This window comes from Sulfurospirillum sp. UCH001, from assembly GCF_001548035.1.
Taxonomy (GTDB): domain Bacteria; phylum Campylobacterota; class Campylobacteria; order Campylobacterales; family Sulfurospirillaceae; genus Sulfurospirillum.
The window spans coordinates 1,904,401-1,925,049 of record NZ_AP014723.1 but is presented as its reverse complement, the minus strand read 5'-3'; the positions used below and the strand labels follow the sequence as shown (position 1 = coordinate 1,925,049).

At 39.1% G+C, this 20,649-nt stretch carries 20 protein-coding genes; 3 read left to right on the top strand and 17 right to left on the bottom strand.

The window, feature by feature from the left end; all coding sequences use genetic code 11:
• Position 1 precedes the first annotated feature (1 nt).
• The 3 genes from UCH001_RS09650 to UCH001_RS09640 are packed head-to-tail and all read right to left on the bottom strand — an operon-like array spanning position 2 to position 3,181.
• A complete protein-coding gene (locus tag UCH001_RS09650; RefSeq protein ID WP_067177325.1) occupies positions 2-1,195 on the bottom strand; it encodes a sulfate adenylyltransferase in 1,194 nt (397 codons plus the stop codon).
• Entirely contained in the window at positions 1,173-2,060 is an 888-nt protein-coding gene (locus UCH001_RS09645) for a response regulator (protein ID WP_067177323.1), read from the bottom strand. The genes UCH001_RS09650 and UCH001_RS09645 overlap by 23 nt, the downstream gene beginning before the upstream one ends.
• Positions 2,057-3,181 (bottom strand): bifunctional 2-C-methyl-D-erythritol 4-phosphate cytidylyltransferase/2-C-methyl-D-erythritol 2,4-cyclodiphosphate synthase, encoded by a 1,125-nt coding sequence (locus UCH001_RS09640; RefSeq protein ID WP_067178512.1) that lies wholly within the window; start codon positions 3,179-3,181, stop codon positions 2,057-2,059. The genes UCH001_RS09645 and UCH001_RS09640 overlap by 4 nt, the downstream gene beginning before the upstream one ends.
• Positions 3,182-3,287: 106 nt before the next feature.
• Here UCH001_RS09640 and UCH001_RS09635 point away from each other — a divergent pair, with 106 nt between their 5' ends.
• A complete protein-coding gene (locus UCH001_RS09635) occupies positions 3,288-4,412 on the top strand; it encodes an Mrp/NBP35 family ATP-binding protein (protein WP_067177321.1) in 1,125 nt (374 codons plus the stop codon).
• Between the two features lie 62 nt (positions 4,413-4,474).
• The gene (locus UCH001_RS09630) at positions 4,475-5,692 is read left to right on the top strand and encodes a tetrahydrodipicolinate N-succinyltransferase N-terminal domain-containing protein (RefSeq protein ID WP_067177319.1); all 1,218 of its coding nucleotides are present in this window, start codon (positions 4,475-4,477) and stop codon (positions 5,690-5,692) included.
• Positions 5,693-6,160: 468 nt separating this feature from the next.
• Here the strand turns inward: UCH001_RS09630 and UCH001_RS09620 are convergent, their stop codons facing one another.
• From UCH001_RS09620 to UCH001_RS09610, 3 genes are all read right to left on the bottom strand, one after another.
• A complete protein-coding gene (locus UCH001_RS09620; RefSeq protein ID WP_067177315.1) occupies positions 6,161-6,379 on the bottom strand; it encodes a hypothetical protein in 219 nt (72 codons plus the stop codon).
• 63 nt (positions 6,380-6,442) lie between these two features.
• Positions 6,443-7,660 (bottom strand): GGDEF domain-containing protein, encoded by a 1,218-nt coding sequence (locus UCH001_RS09615; RefSeq protein WP_067177313.1) that lies wholly within the window; start codon positions 7,658-7,660, stop codon positions 6,443-6,445.
• Between the two features lie 23 nt (positions 7,661-7,683).
• The gene (locus tag UCH001_RS09610; RefSeq protein ID WP_067177311.1) at positions 7,684-8,469 is read right to left on the bottom strand and encodes a HesA/MoeB/ThiF family protein; all 786 of its coding nucleotides are present in this window, start codon (positions 8,467-8,469) and stop codon (positions 7,684-7,686) included.
• A 42-nt stretch (positions 8,470-8,511) separates the two neighbouring features.
• Here UCH001_RS09610 and UCH001_RS09605 point away from each other — a divergent pair, with 42 nt between their 5' ends.
• The gene (locus tag UCH001_RS09605) at positions 8,512-8,787 is read left to right on the top strand and encodes a MoaD/ThiS family protein (protein ID WP_067177308.1); all 276 of its coding nucleotides are present in this window, start codon (positions 8,512-8,514) and stop codon (positions 8,785-8,787) included.
• Here UCH001_RS09605 and UCH001_RS09600 read toward each other — a convergent pair whose 3' ends face one another.
• The 11 genes from UCH001_RS09600 to UCH001_RS09550 all read right to left on the bottom strand — a co-directional run bounded on the left by UCH001_RS09600 (position 8,788) and on the right by UCH001_RS09550 (position 20,645).
• Positions 8,788-9,015 carry a MoaD/ThiS family protein gene (locus UCH001_RS09600; RefSeq protein ID WP_067177307.1) on the bottom strand — a complete coding sequence of 76 codons (228 nt, stop codon included), beginning with the start codon at positions 9,013-9,015 and terminating at the stop codon, positions 8,788-8,790.
• A complete protein-coding gene (locus tag UCH001_RS09595) occupies positions 9,015-10,751 on the bottom strand; it encodes an aldehyde ferredoxin oxidoreductase C-terminal domain-containing protein (protein WP_067177305.1) in 1,737 nt (578 codons plus the stop codon). The genes UCH001_RS09600 and UCH001_RS09595 overlap by 1 nt, the downstream gene beginning before the upstream one ends.
• Positions 10,752-10,938: 187 nt before the next feature.
• Complete coding sequence (locus UCH001_RS09590) at positions 10,939-13,473, bottom strand: glycosyltransferase family 2 protein (protein WP_067177302.1); 2,535 nt, start codon at positions 13,471-13,473, stop codon at positions 10,939-10,941.
• Positions 13,474-13,667: 194 nt separating this feature from the next.
• Entirely contained in the window at positions 13,668-14,114 is a 447-nt protein-coding gene (locus tag UCH001_RS09585; RefSeq protein WP_067177300.1) for a hydrogenase 3 maturation endopeptidase HyCI, read from the bottom strand.
• A 16-nt stretch (positions 14,115-14,130) separates the two neighbouring features.
• A complete protein-coding gene (locus tag UCH001_RS09580; RefSeq protein ID WP_067177298.1) occupies positions 14,131-14,484 on the bottom strand; it encodes a formate hydrogenlyase maturation HycH family protein in 354 nt (117 codons plus the stop codon).
• A 1-nt stretch (position 14,485) separates the two neighbouring features.
• Positions 14,486-15,307 carry an NADH-quinone oxidoreductase subunit B family protein gene (locus UCH001_RS09575; RefSeq protein ID WP_067177295.1) on the bottom strand — a complete coding sequence of 274 codons (822 nt, stop codon included), beginning with the start codon at positions 15,305-15,307 and terminating at the stop codon, positions 14,486-14,488.
• Positions 15,304-15,843 carry a formate hydrogenlyase complex iron-sulfur subunit gene (locus UCH001_RS09570; protein ID WP_067177293.1) on the bottom strand — a complete coding sequence of 180 codons (540 nt, stop codon included), beginning with the start codon at positions 15,841-15,843 and terminating at the stop codon, positions 15,304-15,306. Before UCH001_RS09570 ends, UCH001_RS09575 begins: the two co-directional genes overlap by 4 nt.
• The gene (locus tag UCH001_RS09565; protein ID WP_067177291.1) at positions 15,840-17,579 is read right to left on the bottom strand and encodes an NADH-quinone oxidoreductase subunit C; all 1,740 of its coding nucleotides are present in this window, start codon (positions 17,577-17,579) and stop codon (positions 15,840-15,842) included. The genes UCH001_RS09570 and UCH001_RS09565 overlap by 4 nt, the downstream gene beginning before the upstream one ends.
• A 12-nt stretch (positions 17,580-17,591) precedes the next feature.
• Complete coding sequence (locus tag UCH001_RS09560; RefSeq protein ID WP_067177289.1) at positions 17,592-19,061, bottom strand: hydrogenase 4 subunit F; 1,470 nt, start codon at positions 19,059-19,061, stop codon at positions 17,592-17,594.
• 1 nt (position 19,062) lies between these two features.
• The gene (hyfE, locus tag UCH001_RS09555; protein WP_067177287.1) at positions 19,063-19,716 is read right to left on the bottom strand and encodes a hydrogenase 4 membrane subunit; all 654 of its coding nucleotides are present in this window, start codon (positions 19,714-19,716) and stop codon (positions 19,063-19,065) included.
• Between the two features lie 2 nt (positions 19,717-19,718).
• The gene (locus tag UCH001_RS09550; protein WP_067177284.1) at positions 19,719-20,645 is read right to left on the bottom strand and encodes a respiratory chain complex I subunit 1 family protein; all 927 of its coding nucleotides are present in this window, start codon (positions 20,643-20,645) and stop codon (positions 19,719-19,721) included.
• Positions 20,646-20,649 lie beyond the last annotated feature (4 nt).

Sequence of the window (20,649 nt, the reverse complement as noted above, 5' to 3'; positions counted from 1 at the left end):
CCTACGTAAGTGAAGTTGTTTGATGTAAACGCATCAATTCAAGATAGAAATCGCGTTCATCGTGGCTCTCTAAAAGACCACTGTTTGGGAAAATAGCGTCATAAATTTTGCCAATATTTTCGAAGCGTTTTTTGAAGAGTTCACTTAGAAGAAGCGCTGAAATATCTTTACGCATGAAAATAGCTGGTGGTAACATTCCCGCTTTTAAAATCTCTAAAAGTGACTCTGCATGGTACTTAATGTGGTGGTGCCCGCCATGTGGGCAGGTGTTCGTACTGACCAATGTTTTACACTCATTACAATAGACAAACTCGGTAATAATTTCTACCTCGATATCTAAATCTTCATAATGATCCAAAATAGATTTCATTTCATTCTTGTCGTAGTATGCTCCTATACCACTATGGTGTTGCCCAAGAACGAGCTTATTACATCCTAAATTTGAAGCACAAATAGCATCTAAAACAGCGTTTTTATAGCTTGTAAAAAGATAAGTGTTTTCAAAAGGAACAATAACGACTCTATTTTTTGGTAAATAGTTGTCGACAAAATACTGTAACGCTTTAAGACGTAATTCATAAGAGAGTGCATCTTGTTTATAGGGTTTTAGTAAAAAGATAACCAACATATCACATTTTTCAAGCGTAATACGTATAACTCTCTCATGTGCTCTATGGAAGGGCTTTGCGTTCATCATCATGGCAGAAACATTTTTAGCACCCAGTTGTGCTTTTGCATCGGCAATTTTATTTTTTACATTTTTAATGTCATCAAATTGGAGTTCATATTCACCGCATACAGCAATGTCTCCAAGTCGTTTGAGAAACATTTGTGTTTCAGGGTTTGAAATATCATACGTTCCAAAAATCTGCTCAATTCTTTTTTTCTTATCGACCTCAAATACTTCATCAACAATGATGGTTCCTTTGATTTTCCCATCGACGACAAAATCAAGTGGTTCCCCTTTGTATGAGGTTGTGAGCACTTCTCTGTTTTTTTCACCCGCAGGAGCGATGATAAATGGAAACGGGAATGGTTTACCTTTGTAGTATCCACTGTGTTCAACTTCTTTAGCTTCTGCACTGTTCATGAGCTTATCAACAGGATGCAAAACGCCTTCTTTAGCCAGAGCGAGGGTTGCTAAAAACTCTTTATCTAAAAAGAGTTGTCGGTTATTTTTTCTTGTTGATTCCATACTTCTTCCTTTTTTCCCATAAACTTTTGCGAGATATTCCTAATTTTTTGGAGAGTTCCGTGTCAGGGAATTTGTTTTGAAAATTGCAGATGACATATTTGACATAATCATCAATACATAAAATATCACCTTGGTCTAAAATTTTACTGTCGGTGTTAATTTCGATTTTTGAAAAGTCACTCTCTTCGTTAGGATCAGTGCTACAAATAATAGCACGTTTACCTTCTAGGATGTTATAGACTTTAAGTTTTTCGCTTTTTTTAAGGTTTTGAAGATCGATAATGTAGAGTAATTCCTCACTTCCAGCCCGCGCAATCTTTTCTAAGGCATTGGTTTGGGTGAGTGAGATAAAAGTAAATGTCTCATTTTGTGACTGAACATAGTTAAAAACGAGCGCATCGGCATGTTTTTGAAAATTTGTTTTGATGAGAATAGGAAATTTGGTTTTTTTATCAAGAGGTTCTAAATTGGCACTGCTAAAAAGGTTTTTGACATATTCTTTATAGGTTTCATTCTCTTTTTTGAGATTTTTAAAATCGGAAAGATGTTGAAGTTTTCGAATCAATTCTTCAATCATGAAAGGTTTTTGAATGTAATCACAAGCCCCCGCCTTAATCGGATTGGTGACAGTGTCATTACTGATATAAGAGATCATCAAAATGATAATGGATGAGCGATGTTTTTCAATAACGGGGTAGAAATTTTGTCCTGAAATGTTCGTTGAGAGCAATACTGCATCGTATTTTTCATCTTTAAGCGCATCTTTGATACTGGTAGCAATCTCACATAAATGTCCAATTTCCATCAACTTAGAGGCAATACTTTGCGCGAGATAAATCTCGTTTTCAACAATTAAAATCTTCATACATTCTTCCAATCATAATATTTTAATGTAGCCGTTGCACTCACTGCAACACCTTCTTGTCGCCCGACAAATCCTAATTTTTCTGTTGTGGTTGCTTTTACATTCACATGGATGGGAGAGAGTGCCATAATATCGGCTAAGCAGAAACGTATTTTGTCCTTGAAGGCACTTAAACGTGGAAATTCCGCCATAATCGTGAGATCACAATGAACGATCTCAAACCCCACCTTTGCTAAAAAAGAACACACCTCCTTGAGTAGTAGTTTTGAATCAATGTTTTTATAACGTTGGTCATTATCGGGGAATAGTTCACCGATATCTCCCGCTCCCGCAGCGCCTAAAAGTGCGTCGATAAGAGCATGTATGGCAACATCGCCATCGGAATGTGCTTTAAAGCCTACCGTCGGGTGCACTTCAACGCCCCCTAGCATCATGACTTTACCTTCTTCAAAGGCATGTACATCAAAGCCATAGCCTACAAAAGGAACAGAAGAGGGTGCTTTAAGACAAGGAATAGAAGCGATATCTTCTTTACATGTCAATTTTTTTGCTTCAGGATTTCCAAGTACGTATGCAATTTTGCCACCCATCGCTTTAATCGCACTGCTATCATCTGTGTAAAGCGTTGATGTGTTGAGTGCTTTTTTCAATATATCTGTATGCGAGAGTTGTGGTGTTTGTATGAGTTTTACATGATCACGATTGATAGTACTCTCTTCATACACAACCGTGTCAACGACAGGAAGGTAAGGTACGACGATATCGGCATTTTCCATTTCCGATAAGATGCGTACTAACATCGCTTGATCAATACATGGACGAGCAATATCGCTGACTAAAACATAAGGCGTTGTCACATGCGAAAGGGCATTTTGTAAAGACTCTTGTCTGGTTGCTCCACCTTCCACAAACGTGATCGCGCCACTAAATTTTTGCGCGTAAAAATGTTCATCAGGTGTTGTGGTGACAATGATTTGCTTAAAAGGAAAAAGCTGTTGAAGATTTTGGGTTGCAAAAAGCCATAAAGGGGTCTCTTCGACGCGTAACCACTGCTTTTTAACACGTTGATTAAAACGTGTTGAACTACCTGCGCCTAACATCACAAGGGCTAAATCGGGCAAACTTTGTCCTTTTTTCTGAAGTGTTACGATATTATACATTTTGAAAGCTTTTTTTTATCTTTTTTGTGTTAAATTCCGCCATCACTTAAGCATAAAGGTCGAAAAAATGTTAAATAAAGACGCAGTTTTAAGCGCATTAGGTGGCGTTAAATACCCAGGTTTTGAGAAAGATATTGTGACATTTGGTTTTGTTAAAAATATCGATATTTCAGATAATAATGTTTATATAGAAACAGAAATTGTCTCTTCAAGCAAAGAAGTGGCTGACGAATTAAAAGCTTCTATAGATAAGGCAGTAAAAGCCATAGGTGCAGCTCGTGTGGACGTTGTTGTGAAGCAACCAAAGGCTCCAGTTGAGAAAAGCAACTCTCAATCGGGCAAAAATATGGCACCACACATCAAAAATTTCGTAATGGTAAGCTCAGGAAAAGGTGGTGTTGGTAAAACAACAACAACGGTTAACTTAGCGATTGCACTTGCAAGCCAAGGTAAAAAAGTAGGACTTTTAGATGCAGATATCTATGGTCCAAATGTACCTCGTATGATGGGTGTTGTTGATACACATCCTGAAATTGTAGGACAAAAAGTAAAACCAATCCTTGCTTACGGCGTTGAGATGATGAGTATGGGTTCTTTAATGGAAAATGGTCAATCACTCATCTGGAGAGGTGCGATGGTTATGAAAGCAATCGAGCAGCTCTTACGTGATATCTTATGGAGTGACTTAGATGTTCTTTTCATCGATATGCCTCCAGGAACAGGTGATGCTCAGCTTACATTGGCACAAAGTGTTCCAGTAACAGCAGGCATTTGTGTCACAACGCCTCAACAAGTTGCCCTTGATGATACTGAGAGAAGTCTTGACATGTTCCAAAAACTTCACATACCAATTGCTGGAATTATGGAGAACATGAGCGGATTTATCTGCCCTGAGACAAATAAAGAGTATGATATCTTTGGAAAAGGAACAACCAAACCGTTGGCTGAAAAATTTGAAACCATCGTGATTGGTGAGATTCCGATTGAACCTGCAGTAAGAGAAGGTGGAGACGCTGGTAAACCAGTAAGTTTCTTCCATCCAGAAAGTGAAACAGCAAAGCGCTATCAAGCTTCTGCACGTAAACTTTGGGAATGCATTGAAAAAGTGAATGAAGAGGGTGGCGTCAGCAACGAAGCGATCCAACCAACTATGGGAGTTAATGGCTCACCAAGTGCTTGTTCAAGCAAATAAGTCCTACGTGTTAGGAAACATCTATAAATCTTTGGTAGAAATTGTGTACAAAGGAGAAAAATATGGCATTACGTGTAAGTATTGATGAAACAGATTTTAAAGCATTAGTCAAAGAAATTGAAGCGCAAGAGGGATATCGTAAACCGATTGCTTTTGGTATTGCTAGGGTTGACCGTGGGCAGTTAAATCCTGAAAAAATTCTACAAGCAACGTTTCCAGTGATTAACTGGAATGAAAATTTTGGTAGTGCTGCTATTTTGATTGCGGCAATCCAAGAAAGCGGTGTTGATGTAGATTTTACGAGCAGTGAATTTGTCTATGACGTGAAAAAGAAATTTGTCAAAAATGCAATGAATGCATTTACACCATATCTTAATCAGGCCATTGGTGAAGCACATAAAAATGTTCAAGTTATTAAAACACTTGATTGGATCGCGCAAACGGAGAAACTTAAAAAAGATTTTCGTATTGTCTTTTTGTTTGAAGATGCAGCACCTCTAAGCCCAGAAGCCGTTTATCTTAAACTTTACGCGCTTTCAACTGGTAAGGCACCTCTTCGTTCTCTCAACCTTTCAGGAGCGTTTGGTGTACTTGAAAATGTGGCATGGTCTCTTGGTCAGCCGATTGAACTTGCATGGCTTAGAATGCATGAAGTTGAGCTAAAGCTTCGAGGTGAATATCCAACTATCGAGTCTGTCGATAAATTCCCACGTTATCTTTCTCATATCATTCCTGCGGACAATACGCGTGTGCTTGATGCAAGTAAAGTACGTATGGGTGCACAACTTCACGCAGGTACGACTATTATGCCAGGTGCTAGTTATGTCAACTTTAACGCAGGTACCACAGGTGCGGTAATGGTTGAAGGACGTATTAGCTCATCTGTTGTAGTAGGCAAGGGAAGTGATGTTGGCGGAGGTGCGAGTATCTTAGGAGTGTTAAGTGGTACAAATGGCAACCCAGTCAGCATTGGTGAAAATACACTCCTTGGCGCGAACTCTGTGACAGGTATTCCTTTAGGAGATGGCTGTATTGTTGATGCAGGCATCGCTATTTTGGAAGGAACCAAAATTGGAGTAAGTGGAGTAGAACTTGCAAAAATCAGTGAAGCGAATCCAAAAGCGAAGCTCAAAAAAGCAGGTACTGATGAGCTTGTATTCTTTAAAGGATTAGAATTAGCAGGACTTAATGGTATTCATTTCCGTCAAAATAGCGTAAATGGTATGATCGTCGCTACTCGAAGTAAACGAGAAATCAAACTTAACAGCGAATTGCATTAATAGATCTTTGCAAATCGCAATATGTAAGAAGAAAAGTAGTACTCTGCCAAAGAGAACGAAGTGTTAACTAGCATGAGAAAAGCTCCATAGGGGGCTCTCTCATGCCTTAAATTGGAAACTTTCTTTAGTGAAGTTTCCCTGTCTCTTTATTGTGTCCCTCTGCCCACAAAAGCGATATATCCTGATAGGTTTTGGTCGCGACATCATTTGTTTTAAAAGTGCCGCTATTACATTGTTCACACTGCTTGATTTGTTCTGATAGTTGATTTATATTCATCGATATCAATTGATCGCGTTTTTTTTGCACTCTTTCTCTGAACAATTAAGGGCCTTTTGACTCATACCACTCACTCCTTTTCCTTGCAATACATAAAAAGGCAAAAGATTATTAGGACGCTATAAGGAATATACTAGTGATAGAAAGCCAAAGAAGTGTTAAGAAAAAGTGTTTAATCTAAAAATATTAAGTTAGGAATTTTCCAAAAGAGCTTGATTAAATGATTCTGCCCATTTTGTTGAAACTTTCATATACGTTTCATTGGCGATAGGGTCATCTTTGAGTATCCAATTACCGCACGTAGAACAACGTGTAGCGTAGTGTTCTAGTTCTGCTAAACTCATGTTTTCAACTGCTTTAAGGCGTGCCTTGCATTCTGATAATGAGCATTTGAGGGATGTGCTACTCATGAAAAAATCCTTTGGATAGTTTGGATTTATTGTAACACATTAAAAAAAGTAATTATGCGTAAATTATAAGCAAATTAAACAGTTACGACCACTCTCTTTTGCTTTATATAAAGCGTCATCCGCAATTTTTATAATCTCTTGCGGTGTTTTTCCTTTAGCAGATACTGCAACACCAATGCTTACGGAGAGGCGTTCTTTTTTAACAGATGTTGTTTTTTGTATCTCTTTAGGTGCTTTTTCAGGACGATTTTTATCACGAATAACAAAGCCTCGTCTGAAAATATGCTCCCTTATTTCTTCAAGCGCCATAATACAATCTTCTTTTTTCTTGCCACTAAAAAGAATGGTAAACTCCTCACCACCATAACGGTATGCTTTACCGCCATTTTTTACATGGCTGAGCTCTTTTGCAACCAGTTTTAAAACATCATCGCCGATGTCATGACCAAATTTGTCATTAAATTTTTTGAAAAAATCAATATCCACCATAGCAATCGTATAATGCGATCCTAGTCTTAAAAAACGCTCTTCAAGAGCTCTTCTAGAGGGCACTCCTGTTAATGTGTCAATATATGCCATTCTATACGCATCATGCACCAGAGCAGAAATGGCAATCCACGAAGCAATAAGGCAGAACAGGACAAAAGAGTTACTTTCTTGCAAAAAGAGCAGGGGAATCATTTGTGAAAAGAGCATCCAAAATGGTGCTTTTTGGCTTTGTGTTTCAAAGAGCATGGAGATTAAAAAGATAAACAGTAACGAAATAAGTGTCACAATAACTATAAAATCACTCGCTTTTGCGATGCCATGCAAGCTTGCATGCAAAATAGGAGTATCGAGCGCTTGTTGAAGAGAGAGTGAAAAATATTTAAGCCCGATGTATCCTACAATAAGAACAATGACGCCAATACCTGTGCGAAGTGCGCCAAAAGAGCTAAAGAGTCCACGTTCTTGCAGCGCATAAATGAGTAAATGGCCCAATGCCGTAATAACGGGAGCTATATGCCAAAAGGCGGAAACACTCAGTTTTGTAAAAAGCGTGTTTGGAAAGGCTAAACAGAGTGCAAAAAAGAGTGGAAAGAGCAATAATACAAAGAGTTTACTTTTGTTAAAATAGATACTTAATACAATGGCAATCATTAGAAAAACGAAGGTACTTTGCCAAATGAAATAATAGGCGTAAGAAGGTATAAGATTGAGTTTAACAATAAGCAAGGCAGAAAAAATCAGTCCTAAACAGAGGGCATGGAAAGTTGAAAGTGCTTCTTGTAATCGTTGCATTTCACTCCCTGTTTTTTCTGCGATTATAGCGAAATTAGCTCATACTCCCATAAATCTCCCATAAGAGGTGTTTGAAGATGAGGTTTTCCTAAGAGCAATTTTACCACTTCAGTGCTTTGAATTGAGGCTGCAAAGCAGACGGTAAAAGAAGGATTGCCTACTTTTTTTTCAACGCCATCCCCTTTTTGAGCATAAAGAGGCTCAAGCAAAGCAGAGGTTGAAAATTGACTGTAATAGCCAGCGATTGCTCCATGGACAAAAGCTTTTTGCTTTTCATAACAGAGCTTTGCAAGAAGGCATTTAAGATCAGGGTTGTCTAGTGCATCGACAATCACATCAACTTCTTGGATAAGGAGTGCATCTGTTTGTGGCTCAAAAAAACGTGTCATGGTTTCTATGTGTACCGCAGGGTTGATCTCTTCGAGTTTTTCTTTTAAGACTTCCGCTTTAAAGCGCCCTAATGTTTTGGGTGATGAGAAGTTTTGACGATTCATATTATGTTCTTCAAACACATCACCGTCACATAAAATGAGATTTCCCACACCTATGCGTGTCAGTATTTCTGCGACAAACCCACCTAGCCCTCCACATCCAACGATGAGTACCGTCGCTTGAAAAAGTGTGTATTGTTCTTCTATCGAGATTGTTTTTTGGTTGCGCTTGTAGCGAAGAGGAGTGATTCCATTTTGAAGAGCCATTTTTTCAGTCTCTTGAAACGTACACGAAAAACGTTTGATTGCCTCATAATTTGCTTGAAGTGGGAGAAATCCATCGATGGTTTGCTCTTTTAAAAATGTTAGAAGTTCCATTTTTTCTCAGCCTAGTGTATAATTTTACGATAAGGATGTTCAATGCACATTATACTCAATGCTTTTTCATTTTTACGCGAAAAACTTAAACAAAGAGGTATTCCCTATATCGATGCGCCATGGGTTATTGATGATAAAACGCGCATTGTTGATCTGATCGATTCTTTAGGTCTTGAACAAAAAGAGGTTGAAGCTGTTTTTGTCAATCATACGGTAACGCCTAAAGAAACACTCTTGCATGAAGGCGATAGGGTTGCTCTTCTGCCTCCAGGAACACCTGGTTCATACAGGCTTCTTTCAGGGCTCAAAGAGCATTAATCAACCCCCACCTACTTTTGGGAAGAGGGCGATTTCATCACCCTCTTGAAGTACATAGGAAACTGCAACGTGCCGTCCGTTGACCATTAAAACCCCTAAAGGGGAGACACTCTCAAGCTTTAAGAGATCTATGAGCATTTGAGCGGTCATCCCTTCTGGGAATTCTTTATGCTCAGCCTTAAAGCGACCTTCTCGGTACTGCGCAAAGAGTTTCACAAAAACACGCATCAGAAGTTCCAGAACTCATCAATCTCTTCACCTGTAAAGTCCCAAACGACATTGTGAGGTGGAAGTGTTTCATACTTCATAAATTCTGGTAATCTGTCATCTGCTTTACCAAATCCTGCTTTGATATTAAATTCATGCTCTCTTTTGAGAATGGTTTTACCCAAATTAACAACATCATCAATAGTGAGGCTACAGCCAAAACGTGCATTAATCATATCTACAAGGGCTGGTAAACATTTTGGATCATCAAGTGCTGGGAAAGCAACAAAGATACACATACCTGTGCTATCTACCGCAGCAGTTGCAATTTGGAGGTTACGTGCAAGTTCAACTTGTCCCTCTTTTTTGAGTGGATCGACATAACCACCGCTATTTAAGATGTTGGTAGCAACAGCATAACCTGCGGTATGATCTGCTCCCATTGGTGTTGTTGCATAGGTGATACCTTGACCTTTAACGGCGCGTGGCTCATAAGCAGGGATACCTTGACCTTTAACGGTTGGAACACGCACTAAGCCATATAGTTTACCTAATATATGCGTACCACCACCGATAATGCGACCAATTGGAGTACCATTTGGTAAGTCTTTAGAAAGAAGTTCATATGCTTTTTGTCCATCACCGTACGCTAAAATACCTGCATCTACTGCAAGACCAAGTGTAACAGATGTTTCGATAGAGTCAACACCTAAGTCATCCATAAGTCCATCGATTTTAGCGATCAAATCTAAATCATTGATACCAAAGTTAGAACCAAGTGCCCAAATGGTTTCATATTCAAAGCCTGAAGTGAGGTAATTACCATCTTTGTCATTATAAACTTGTGAACATTGGATGACACAGCCTGCATGACAGCCATGCGTTGTTTTTCCTCCACGTGCTTTGATGTTCTCAGCCATCGTTTCACCACAAATATTTTCCGCAAATTCCCAATTTCCAGCTCTAAAGTTACGGGTTGGAAGACCACCTGCTTCATTAAGGATGTTGACAAGAACGTTTGTACCAAATGCTGGTAACCCTTGTCCACTGATAGGGTTTTCTTGAAGTGCTTTTGTAAATACTTTACTTGCTTCTTTGAATTTTTCAGGATCAGCAATAGTGACTTCTTTATAGCTCTCTGCATCAACGGTAATACATTTAATTTTTTTAGAACCCATAACAGCGCCAAGTCCACCACGGCCATGACTTCTGAGTTTTCCACTTGGATCTTTTACAGAGATGTTTGCTAGGTTCATACGCATTTCACCGACACGACCAATACTCATAACAGCGACTTTTTTATCGTATTTTTCTGCCATGGCATCTAAAACGGCATAGTTATCTAAGCCTACAAGCTCAGGAACTTCATTAAATTCAACTTTGTTTTTGGTTACATGTAATTGATAAAAGGTTTGCTCATCTTTTGGCATACCTTCAATAATAAGTGCTTTTACACCCAGTTTTGACATAATGCCAGCACTGGTTCCACCAACGTTCGATTCTTTAATACCACCTGTTAATGGGCTCTTTGCACCACAGGAATTACGGCCACTGTTTGAAGCGCTTGTTCCTGAAAGAAGACCAGGAGCGAAAACAAGTTTGTTGTTTGGTCCTAAAGGATGACATTCTGGGTCAACCTCTTGAGCAACAATCGTCGATGTTAATGCACGACCACCAAGACCCATCCATTCAGATGGTACTTCTTCTATTTTAAAACTAAGATCTGTCATATTGACACGATAGATTAGATCAGCCATATTTGACTCCTTATATGAGGGTTATAAGCCCATAATATATAAAGTGTATAGCATGAAAATAGCAATGTCAATGAAAAATATTAAAACAAAAACATGCTTTTTTAGCATATCTTTTTTTACACAATTTTTTAAATTTTCTTATGAATAGAATTTAAAGAGGTTACTTAAAAAGTAGTGGCATTTGCCACTACTTTTTAGGTTTCATAGATTGAAGTTCGATAATACGTAGAATAATCGCAGAGTAATAAGGAATACTCTGAATTAAAAGAGTGAAGGCAAAAACATAAATCTCTGTAATACGTGTAAAGTTTGTAAAGTACAGTGCAAAGAATGAGATGGTAAGAAGGGTTGCTAAAATCATCTCATGACGAATAGGACTCTTGTTTACCTTTTTAGTGTTTCCACCTTTTTCAGTACGTTTAAATGGTAGACCATCTTTGACAAAACCATCATAGACGGCTTTAAAAATGACAAGCTGTAAGCTCATCGAAGCAATCGCGCTCAGTACCGTCTCTTTGATACCCATTTTGACACGAGTATGGTATAGGATAAACGCATGAAGAATATTGACCAAGAATGCCACCAAAATAGGAAGGGTCAACGGTAATGTTGGAATGGTTACGCCGACAAAGATAATAAATGGAACCCAGAAAATATTTAAAAAGGCAGTCATCGCGCCAAAAGCATCAGAGAGCCAGAAGAACCAACCTGCCACAAAATGGTATTTTTGGTAAGGCGTTAGGGATGTTGATGATGGCATAAAGTGACGCCAGTGTTTTTTCAAAATTTGAATAGCTCCATATGCCCATCGGTGACGCTGTGTTCTAAATGCTTCAACCGTATCTGGAAGTAGACCCCAACCATAACGTCTGTTGGTATAGTGTGCGGTATAACCTGCCTCAAACAATCGCAAGCCAAGCTCAGAGTCTTCAACAATGGTATATGTCGTCCAATCACCCACTTCATGCATAGCAGAGAGTCTTGCCATAAGCATTGTACCGTGCGCAACGATAGCGTTTTCTTCGTTTCTCTCAACCATACCGATATCAAAGAAGCCTGCATATTCAGCATTCATCGCTTGTTTAATGAGAGATTCATTGCCATCTCTATGATCTTGTGGAGCCTGAACAAGGGCAACTTTTGGATCATCAAAAAGTGGAACAAGATCGATCAACCAGTTTTCACCAACAACATAGTCCGCATCAATAACGGCTAAGATTTCTGCTTTTTCATTAGTATATTTTAGTGCTTCATTCAGTGCGCCTGCTTTAAAACCTTTACAAGTAATGTTTAAAAAGACGAACTTATCGCCGAGCTTTTTACAATGTTCTTCAATTGGCTTCCAGTAAAACTCTTCAGGTGTATTATTGATGACAACTAGAACTTCGTAGTTGGTATATTTCATACGTGCTAGTGAGTCAAGTGTTTCCATAAGAACATGCGGTTGCTCTTTATAAGCTGGAACATGAATTGAGACAAAAGGTACGTGATCTGATTTGAGATTCAGTGGTGCTAAACGCTCAGGTGCAATACCAAGAGTACATTTAAAGAGCTCATTGATTTTTGCAAGCGTGATAATAACCAAAGGAATCATCAAGATAATTCCCATAACCCACATGACCCACATACCAAAGTTCATGTAATAGACAAAAGGATAGGTCGCAGCCATAGCGATACCAAAGCCCATTGCTTGCGCTGCTGCTGCATAGGTAATGGCATGAGCGAAGTTTACACGCTGATTTCTAAGACCAAAGAAGGTGAGTAAAATACCAAAGAAGACAGAACCTGCCATCTGGTAACGCCAGAGCGGATTGATAATAGTCTGTTTAATAAAATGAAATTTTGGTTGTTTATTGATGTCAAAAAGTCCCCAATACGGTCCAACGCTTCCTTCATGAACACCTTTCCATGGTTGATCAAATGCTTCAACGATGTTATAACTCCATTTTTCAGCTTTTGCCATCTCTAAAAAGCCTGTAATAGCGGCAATTTGATTGGTAAGGGTTGCTTCTGCTTTTTCATTGTTATAGCCGCTACTTGGCCAGCCAAACTCACCGATGGTAATAGGCTTTTTAGGGTAAAGCGCAGCAATAGCGTCGTACTTCTCTTTTGCAAATGCCAATGTTCTTTCAATAGGCACTTTCTCCCAGTAAGGAAGGATATGCACACAGATAAAATCAACATGACGGGCTAGTTCTGTATTGGTTAACCAAACGTGTTGAACCTCTGCCGTTGTTACAGGAATACGGGTACGTTTTGATACTCGGTCAATATACGCTATCAGTTCTTCAGATGTAAGATCAGCACGTAAAAGAACCTCGTTTCCTACAATGATAGAAGAGATTTTTGGGCCATAAAGTTTTGTAAGTTCAAAAAGAGTTTCGATTTCAGTTTCGTTTGCATTTTTATCGCCTGAGAGCCAAAGTCCGACATCCACTTTAAGTTTGGTATCTTTAACATTTGTTAAAACGCGTTTTGCGTCATCAATAGCATAGGTTCTTACTTTTCGTGAAATTTGCGCAATCGTTTTCATATCTTCCGCAATTTCAGCATCGCTTTTTGGCGCTTTCTCAAATCCTCGATAAGGCGTATACGAGAGTGACTCTAATTTGTCACCAATTTGCGGCGATGTAACGATTTGATCACCCGATTTTGTCCATAAGAGTATTTGAACAAGGGAGGTAATAAAGAGGGAAAGTAGAATATATTTGAAGTATTTCAACCGTATGCTCCGAAAAAAATTGATAGGGTTCTTTCAAGCCATCGTGCATTAATGCATTTCGCTAAAAAGTTGGATGATTTTACAACAACTTTGTTTAAAAAAATGAAGCACTCTGTTTGAGAGTGGATGTTTTTGCTTTTTTACAGCAAAAAACACCCTTGAATGTAGCGGTTTAGAATGGAATAAGAACTTTGTTATTGATCAAGGATCGTGTCAAACTCTTTGATTTTATCTAAGGCTTTTAGAGCAGAATTTTGAGCACTCGTACTTAAGCCTTCGCTAAAATGTAAAACATTCTCAAGTAAAACAGCAATACCTAAAAAGATAGTTTTAGTACAAATATCTCTAAGATAACTTAACAAAATAGGGGTAGGGAGATTATGTGTTGAATAAACATAAGTCCTCTCATCGCTCAGGTCAAGAAACTCTATTTTATCTTCTTTGAATCCACTCATAGCATCAACAACGACAATGACATCGGGCTCATATGCGCGTAGGGCAGCAAATTCATTTTCGGGTGTGTCGTATCCAAAAAAGACTTTCCATTCAGGCAAGTGTTGTTCTACCAGTCGCCCTACGGCAATCGCAACACCATCATCGCCTCTAAGTTCATTGCCTACACACAACAGTGCTTTCTTCACACGTCTCTCCTATCACCTAGTTACTGTTAAAATCTTTTCTAAGAACCAAATAGCCTTCATTTAAGCCCATAAGGACCTCTTTAAAAGGGCATTCCATGACATGCGGCAAAAGTTTTGCTGCATGTTCAGGAAAGATTTCAATTTCAAAATATTTGCTCAAGTTACCAATTTTAAATCTTAGATACTCATCACCATGCTCTAAAATCTGTTGAAATTCAGATTCAGGTATCTCAAGCACTTTTTCACTAAAGTCTATCGTTCCAACACCATGTCCGATGCAGGTAGAGAAAATTTTAATCTGATCGAGTTTTGCATCACCCGATTTAGCGCCATCAAGATGTCGTTTGGTGAGTTTGTATACTACTACCACGTTATTGTCCCCATTTCACTCTATGGAGGTCTATTTTATCTTCCTCCGTACATGTAACGTATTGGGTATAAATCTCATTATGTAAAATACCCATACACTCCGCATATCTAGGATCTTCTTCTGTTTTAATCGCTTCTGTAATGGCGATTTTAGTCGCTTGCGTATCTCGCGTGTTACCACTTTTAACAAGAGCGTTTAGGTATTTATCGTAAAGTTTACGTCCAAATACATAGCTCATGAGTCTTTTTGATTGCACCAGTAGATCTCTTTCAAAGAGTGTATTTCCAAGAACAGAATCTGCTACCAATGGAGGCATTTCGTTGTCTTCCTCAAAGCTTACTTTTTGAAGTCTTTGCTCCATAACACCAAGGGCGGTAGTAAGACCGTAAATGATGCTTGCAGGATGTGGAGGACAGCCAGGAATGTAGACATCAACAGGGATGATTTTATCGATGCCACTAAGAACACTATACGCATCGTAAAAGATACCACCCGTTGCACCACATGCACCTAAGGCTACAACGATCTTAGGATCGGGTGTGGCTTCATAGGCACGTAAAAGTGGGTAGTACATCTGACGTGTTACAGGACCTGTACAGAGCAAGATATCCGCATGACGAGGGTTCGCAACGAGTTTAAAACCAAAGCGCTCAGGATCCCATAGAGGTGTAATAGCGGCAAAAATTTCAATCTCACAGCCATTACAGCTTCCACAATCCACACGAAAAACGCTAAAACTTCTACCAATGTGCTGTAAAAGTTCAAGCTTTTGTTCTAAATTATTGGCGAGTTCGATTTCTCTTGGCATTTCATATGTTTTCATTCTATCACCATCTCTTTGCCACTGGTAAATGATTCTACTGTAGCCGTTTTTTTGCATGTAGGACAAACACAAAGATAATTTTTAGCCTCTTCAAGTCTTTTTTCACTCACGTTGGCTTTGCTTAAACACTCAAAACTGTATTTAATGAGACGTTTTGCACTAAAAGGCTTATTGCATTTTGTACAATATTGTACATCCAGTTCACCTCTTTGAATGAGGGCTGATTTATCAAATTTGACAGCAAGCTCAAACTCTTCGCTGAGCTTAATTGCACCTGTTGGACAGACTTCATCGCATCTTCCACAAAAGATACAACGTCCACAGTCAAACTCCCAAATCAGTTTGCTTTTATCATCGTTAAAAACAACGGTAATGGCATTGGAAGGACATGCGATACCACATGCCGCACAGCCAATGCAGAGATCGTATACATAAGCAGGTTTTCCACGAAAATTTTCTGCAACTTTGTAAGGCTCAAACGGGTACTTATGCGTAATTTCCCCGTATTTTTTACTGATATCAAGAAGTTTCATCATTTGAGATCCTTCATCGGGCTATTTTTAAGTGTTCTAGAAAATTCTTTAAGATCTTTATTGGTTAAAATCTTACTCTTTTTGCTCTTGATGTCAACAACGGTGACACGCTCTGTACATGAGTAACATGGATCTAAGCTACAAACGATGAGGGCGGCATCGGCAATCGTGTTACCACGGAATTGAAAACGAAGACTTGGCCAGTTGTTATAGGTCGCAGCACGGCATCTCCAACGATAGACTTTTTGCGCACTACCTTGCATAATCCAGTGAACATTCTCTCCTCGTGGAGCTTCAACATAGGCTAAAGCGTAGTTTTCAGGCTTAACATGGAAGGTTGGATCGACAATAATTGGTGTTTGAGGCATAAGCTCAAAACATTGGCGAATGATAGAAACAGAGCTTTTAAGTTCCATATAGCGTACCATTTCTCTTGCAAAAACATCGCCACCTTCAACAACAGCAACATTAAACTCGATCTGTTTGAAGAAATCATACGGGTGATCATAACGTGTATCACGTTTGATGCCACTACCTCTGATGTTTGGTCCAACAGGTGAGAAATCACGTGCCACTTGTTTATCAAGGATACCAACACCTTTCCAACGTTTCATCTGGCGTTGGTCATCCATAACGGCATCCCATACTTCATCGACTTGTGTTTCAATGATTTTCAAGATACGTAAACTCTCTTTGATCTCGATACCTGTCATATCACGTCTAAGGCCACCCATAACAACGTTTCCGTAGGTTTTTCGTCCTCCAGTAACCAGTTCCGCGAGTTTCATAGAGTATTCGCGAATTCTAAAGATGTGCATGAAAGCATTGTAGTTACCGGTGACTTCACATGCAAGACCGATGTTGAGCAAATGGCTGTGAAGACGCTCGATCTCTGAACAGATGACACGAATGGCTTGCGCACGAGCAGGAATTTCTAAATTGATTGCTTTTTCCGCTGCCTCGATACATGCAATGGCGTGAGCATACCCACAAATACCACATACACGTTCTGCCAAATAACCCATTTGATCATAGTTCATGCGGTTTTCAGCCAGTTTTTCCATACCTCTGTGTTGGTAAAAGAGTCTGTAGTCCGCATCGATGATGGTATCACCATCACAAAAGAGTCTAAAGTGACCTGGCTCATCCGCTGTAATGTGCAATGGTCCAAGAGGAACATCGATAATACCTGAGCCCTCAGGACGTAAAAAGTCATACTCAGGCTCCATGTAATGTTCTTTCATGTCAGGGCGATAGCGATAGTCCATCGCATCTTTTCTGAGTGGGAAAAGATTGTCTGGCCAGTCATCGCTCAGCACTAAACGTCTTTTATCAGGCAAGCCCTCGGCGATAAGTCCAAACATATCGTATGCTTCTCTCTCATACCACACACACGCAGGAACGAGTGGTGTTACCGATGGAAAAGTCAAACTATCAGGAGAGATAAGTACTTTAACGGTAACAAAGCACTTTTCATCTTGCGCGATCTCATCACCTTCAAACATTTTGCCACCTTCCATAGAAAGCGCGTAGTAGAGGGCATAATGTTTGTTGATGCTTCTCTCATCATTGGGGATCATGGTTGAGAGGTAGCCACCCATATCGTAATACAAGAAGCGAACTGCTTCTGGAAGATCGTTTAATTCAACCAAAGCGGTGACTTGGTCTTCATACTGTCGTGTAACTTCTAAAATTTTTACTCTAGTTCCTAGAGCTTCTATAAATTTATCGCATTTCATTGGAATTCCTAATTATTGTTTTACTATGTTTTTAACGCTCTCATCTAACAGGAACGTAAAGGAATCAAATTGCCAAATACCAAACGAAACAATCAAAATAGCTAAAGCAATCAATGGTAAGTTTTCACTGAGTTTCATTTCACCGTTATGTTCGACTTTTCCTTCAACTTTACCAAACGAAGCTAAAAAGAAGTGTGAAAAGTCAGCAATAAAAATAATTGCTAAGGCTAGTGCAAAAATACCCATTAAGATATATTTTCCATCTACGGCTGCAGCTTTAAAGATGAGAAATTCACTCACAAAAATGGCAAATCCAGGAACACCAACCAATGAACAGATGGCAATTCCAAAAAGGACAGCTGTGAGTGGAGCTATACGGATCATACTACCCATTTTTGTCATATCTTTTGTTCCATAGATTTTAGCGATATTGCCTGTGGAACAAAATGCAAGTGCTTTGGTGAATGAGTGTGCCGCACAGTGAAAGAGTGCCGCAAAAAGTCCAATCGCACCGCCTACACCCAAACCAAACGCAATAACACCCATATGTGCGATGGAGTGATACGCAAACATACGTTTGACGTTGTGCTGACGAATCAAGAAAAATGCTGAAATGAAAAGGGTCAATGTTCCACTGACGATCATAATCGACTGAACAAAGTCAAAACCAACACCATTTGCAACAACAGCATAGTAACGAATAAGTCCTAGCATTGCACACTTAAGAAGTACACCTGAAAGAAGAGCCGATGTAGGTGCTGGACCTTCAGCGTGAACGTCTGGAAGCCATGTGTGTGTTGGAGCAAGTCCTGCTTTGGTTCCAAACCCGATAAGTGCAAAGATGAAAACCAGTTTTAACGCCATGCTATCTAAATTAGCCGCATTGGCAAGAAGGTTGGTGTAGAGCATCGCTTCACCATCGATTTTACCATTGGCAGCAGAGTAAAGAAGAATGGTTGCGTAAAGAGCAAATGCAAGACCAATGCTACATAAAACGATGTATTTGTAACCACTCTCTGTAGATTTTTTGTCATTTTTAACAGCAACAAGGAAAACAGAAGCAAGGGTTGTTGCCTCAATAGCTGCCCACATAAAGGCAATGTTATTACTCAGTACACTAAGACTCATGGTCCATGTAAAGATGAAGCTAAGCGCAAAGTAGTTTTTGACCTCTTTGATGTTGATATGACCATCTTCAAGTTCCCACTTCATATAGGTTGTTGCATAGATATTGACCAACAAACCAGTAATAGCAATCAACGATAAGAAGATAGCACCTAGAGAGTCTAGGAAAATAAAGTTATGAAAAATAGAGAGTTGGGCTCCATTGACTACTTTACTGACGGCAGAAAGTAAGAGTGCTGAAACACAGATACTCAATACAACATGTACTTTTTGAAGAATCTGGAACTTCTGTGGCATCAAAAACATGACTACGCCACAAACAAAAGGTATGATGAGAATTAATAATAAAATATCCATTTTATCCCCTTAAATTAACCGCTTTAGATGTATCAAGACTTCCATAAGAGGCATAAAATCGTTTCGCCAAAATACTCATAATGATGACCGCAAAAACTGCATCTGTTAAGATGCCCACTTCAACAAGTTCATGTGAAGTATAGGCCATGAGCGCAAGGCTTAGATGAATGCCATTTTCAAACAGACAGTATGAGAGAATCTGTTTGATAAACGACGTTCTTAAAATAAAGCCAAAAATACCCATCATAAAGATGAAAGAGGCTGCGAAAAGCGGCAGTACATCTTTAAAAATTGAGAAGTGAATAAAGACTTTATAGAACATCATCGCAACCGCAAGTGAAAAGCTAAGTGCAACAACAGGAGAGATAAAAAATCCTCCAACAGGCTCATCTTCTACGACAAGATTCAGCTTTTTAATCAATCTCATCAAGTAAAGTGGTACACAAACAACTTTAATGATAAAAGCAGTCACTGACCAGACAAGAAGCTCGTGCGTGCCGTATTTTGTATATAAGGCTAAAAAGATAGCGACCAATAGGAGCGTTTGCAGGGCATACGCTAGAACACTATGACGGTACTGACGCAAACCAAATACCGCAAAACTCGTTCCCATCATCAAAACAGCGATAATATCGATTATGTTTATATTTGCCATCGTTAAATTCCCATAATATAGAGTGCTAATGAGGTACATGAAATCGCAAGCGCAAAGAGCATCGTTCGTTTCATACCTTTATTGATCGTAAATCTTGGTCCAAAGTTATCGATAAAAACACCCATGACATAAAGGAAACCTATCTCTGCCAAGAAAATGATAAGCGATAAAATCGGATTATCAACAAGACCTGCCCATGGCATAAAAATAACAAGGAAAAATCCTAATACGGTCATCTGTTTTAGTAAGATTGCTATATCAATGATGGCAAAGTCTTTACCACAAAACTCTCCCAAAACGCCCTCTTGTAACTCTTGTTCTGCTTCTGCCAAGTCATAAGGTTTTCTGCCGGTTTCTACATACATGACCCATAAGAAGGCTGTAGAAGCAATGGAGAATGATGGAACGGCATAACCATAACTGCCTTCTTGTACTAAAGAAGAGATATACGATAAACTCGTACTACCTGTACCCATCATAACAACAATGAGACAAATCACTGCAACCTCTTCGGTATAAAAGCCTATTGTTCCTTCTCTGCTCGCACTTACTCCAGCAAAAGGGTTTGCCGTATCGATACCCGCAACGATAAAGATAAAGCGAAAGAGTGCCCCTAAATAGAGTAACACAAAGATGTCTGAAAACTGCGATAAAGGCGCTGACTGCGCACCATAAGTGATTGGCAACGCACAAAACATCGCTGCAGCACATATAAAGAGCAAGTATGGAGATACTTGATAGATGTAGCTTGTACTGCTTGATTTGGTTCTACCTCTTTTGAGCAATTTGTAAATGTCATAATAGGTTTGAAAAATACTTGGTCCAATACGAGATTGGAACTTGGCTCTTAATTTCCTTGAAATACCATCAAAGAGAGGAGCAACGACTATTGCTGAAACAAGCTGTAATAATAAGTAAACAAAATCCATTGTG

Bases quoted from the DNA above. Each gene is read 5' to 3' on its own strand.
- UCH001_RS09630 (WP_067177319.1), top strand. From the start codon at position 4,475: ATGGCATTACGTGTAAGTATTGATGAAACAGATTTTAAAGCATTAGTC.
- hyfE (WP_067177287.1), bottom strand. From the start codon at position 19,716: ATGGCAAATATAAACATAATCGATATTATCGCTGTTTTGATGATGGGA.
- UCH001_RS09570 (WP_067177293.1), bottom strand. From the start codon at position 15,843: ATGATGAAACTTCTTGATATCAGTAAAAAATACGGGGAAATTACGCAT.
- UCH001_RS09565 (WP_067177291.1), bottom strand. From the start codon at position 17,579: ATGAAATGCGATAAATTTATAGAAGCTCTAGGAACTAGAGTAAAAATT.
- UCH001_RS09605 (WP_067177308.1), top strand. From the start codon at position 8,512: ATGCACATTATACTCAATGCTTTTTCATTTTTACGCGAAAAACTTAAA.
- UCH001_RS09550 (WP_067177284.1), bottom strand. From the start codon at position 20,645: ATGGATTTTGTTTACTTATTATTACAGCTTGTTTCAGCAATAGTCGTT.
- UCH001_RS09635 (WP_067177321.1), top strand. From the start codon at position 3,288: ATGTTAAATAAAGACGCAGTTTTAAGCGCATTAGGTGGCGTTAAATAC.
- UCH001_RS09620 (WP_067177315.1), bottom strand. From the start codon at position 6,379: ATGAGTAGCACATCCCTCAAATGCTCATTATCAGAATGCAAGGCACGC.
- UCH001_RS09600 (WP_067177307.1), bottom strand. From the start codon at position 9,015: ATGCGTGTTTTTGTGAAACTCTTTGCGCAGTACCGAGAAGGTCGCTTT.
- UCH001_RS09575 (WP_067177295.1), bottom strand. From the start codon at position 15,307: ATGAAAACATATGAAATGCCAAGAGAAATCGAACTCGCCAATAATTTA.
- UCH001_RS09615 (WP_067177313.1), bottom strand. From the start codon at position 7,660: ATGCAACGATTACAAGAAGCACTTTCAACTTTCCATGCCCTCTGTTTA.
- UCH001_RS09650 (WP_067177325.1), bottom strand. From the start codon at position 1,195: ATGGAATCAACAAGAAAAAATAACCGACAACTCTTTTTAGATAAAGAG.
- UCH001_RS09645 (WP_067177323.1), bottom strand. From the start codon at position 2,060: ATGAAGATTTTAATTGTTGAAAACGAGATTTATCTCGCGCAAAGTATT.
- UCH001_RS09610 (WP_067177311.1), bottom strand. From the start codon at position 8,469: ATGGAACTTCTAACATTTTTAAAAGAGCAAACCATCGATGGATTTCTC.
- UCH001_RS09595 (WP_067177305.1), bottom strand. From the start codon at position 10,751: ATGGCTGATCTAATCTATCGTGTCAATATGACAGATCTTAGTTTTAAA.
- UCH001_RS09560 (WP_067177289.1), bottom strand. From the start codon at position 19,061: ATGGATATTTTATTATTAATTCTCATCATACCTTTTGTTTGTGGCGTA.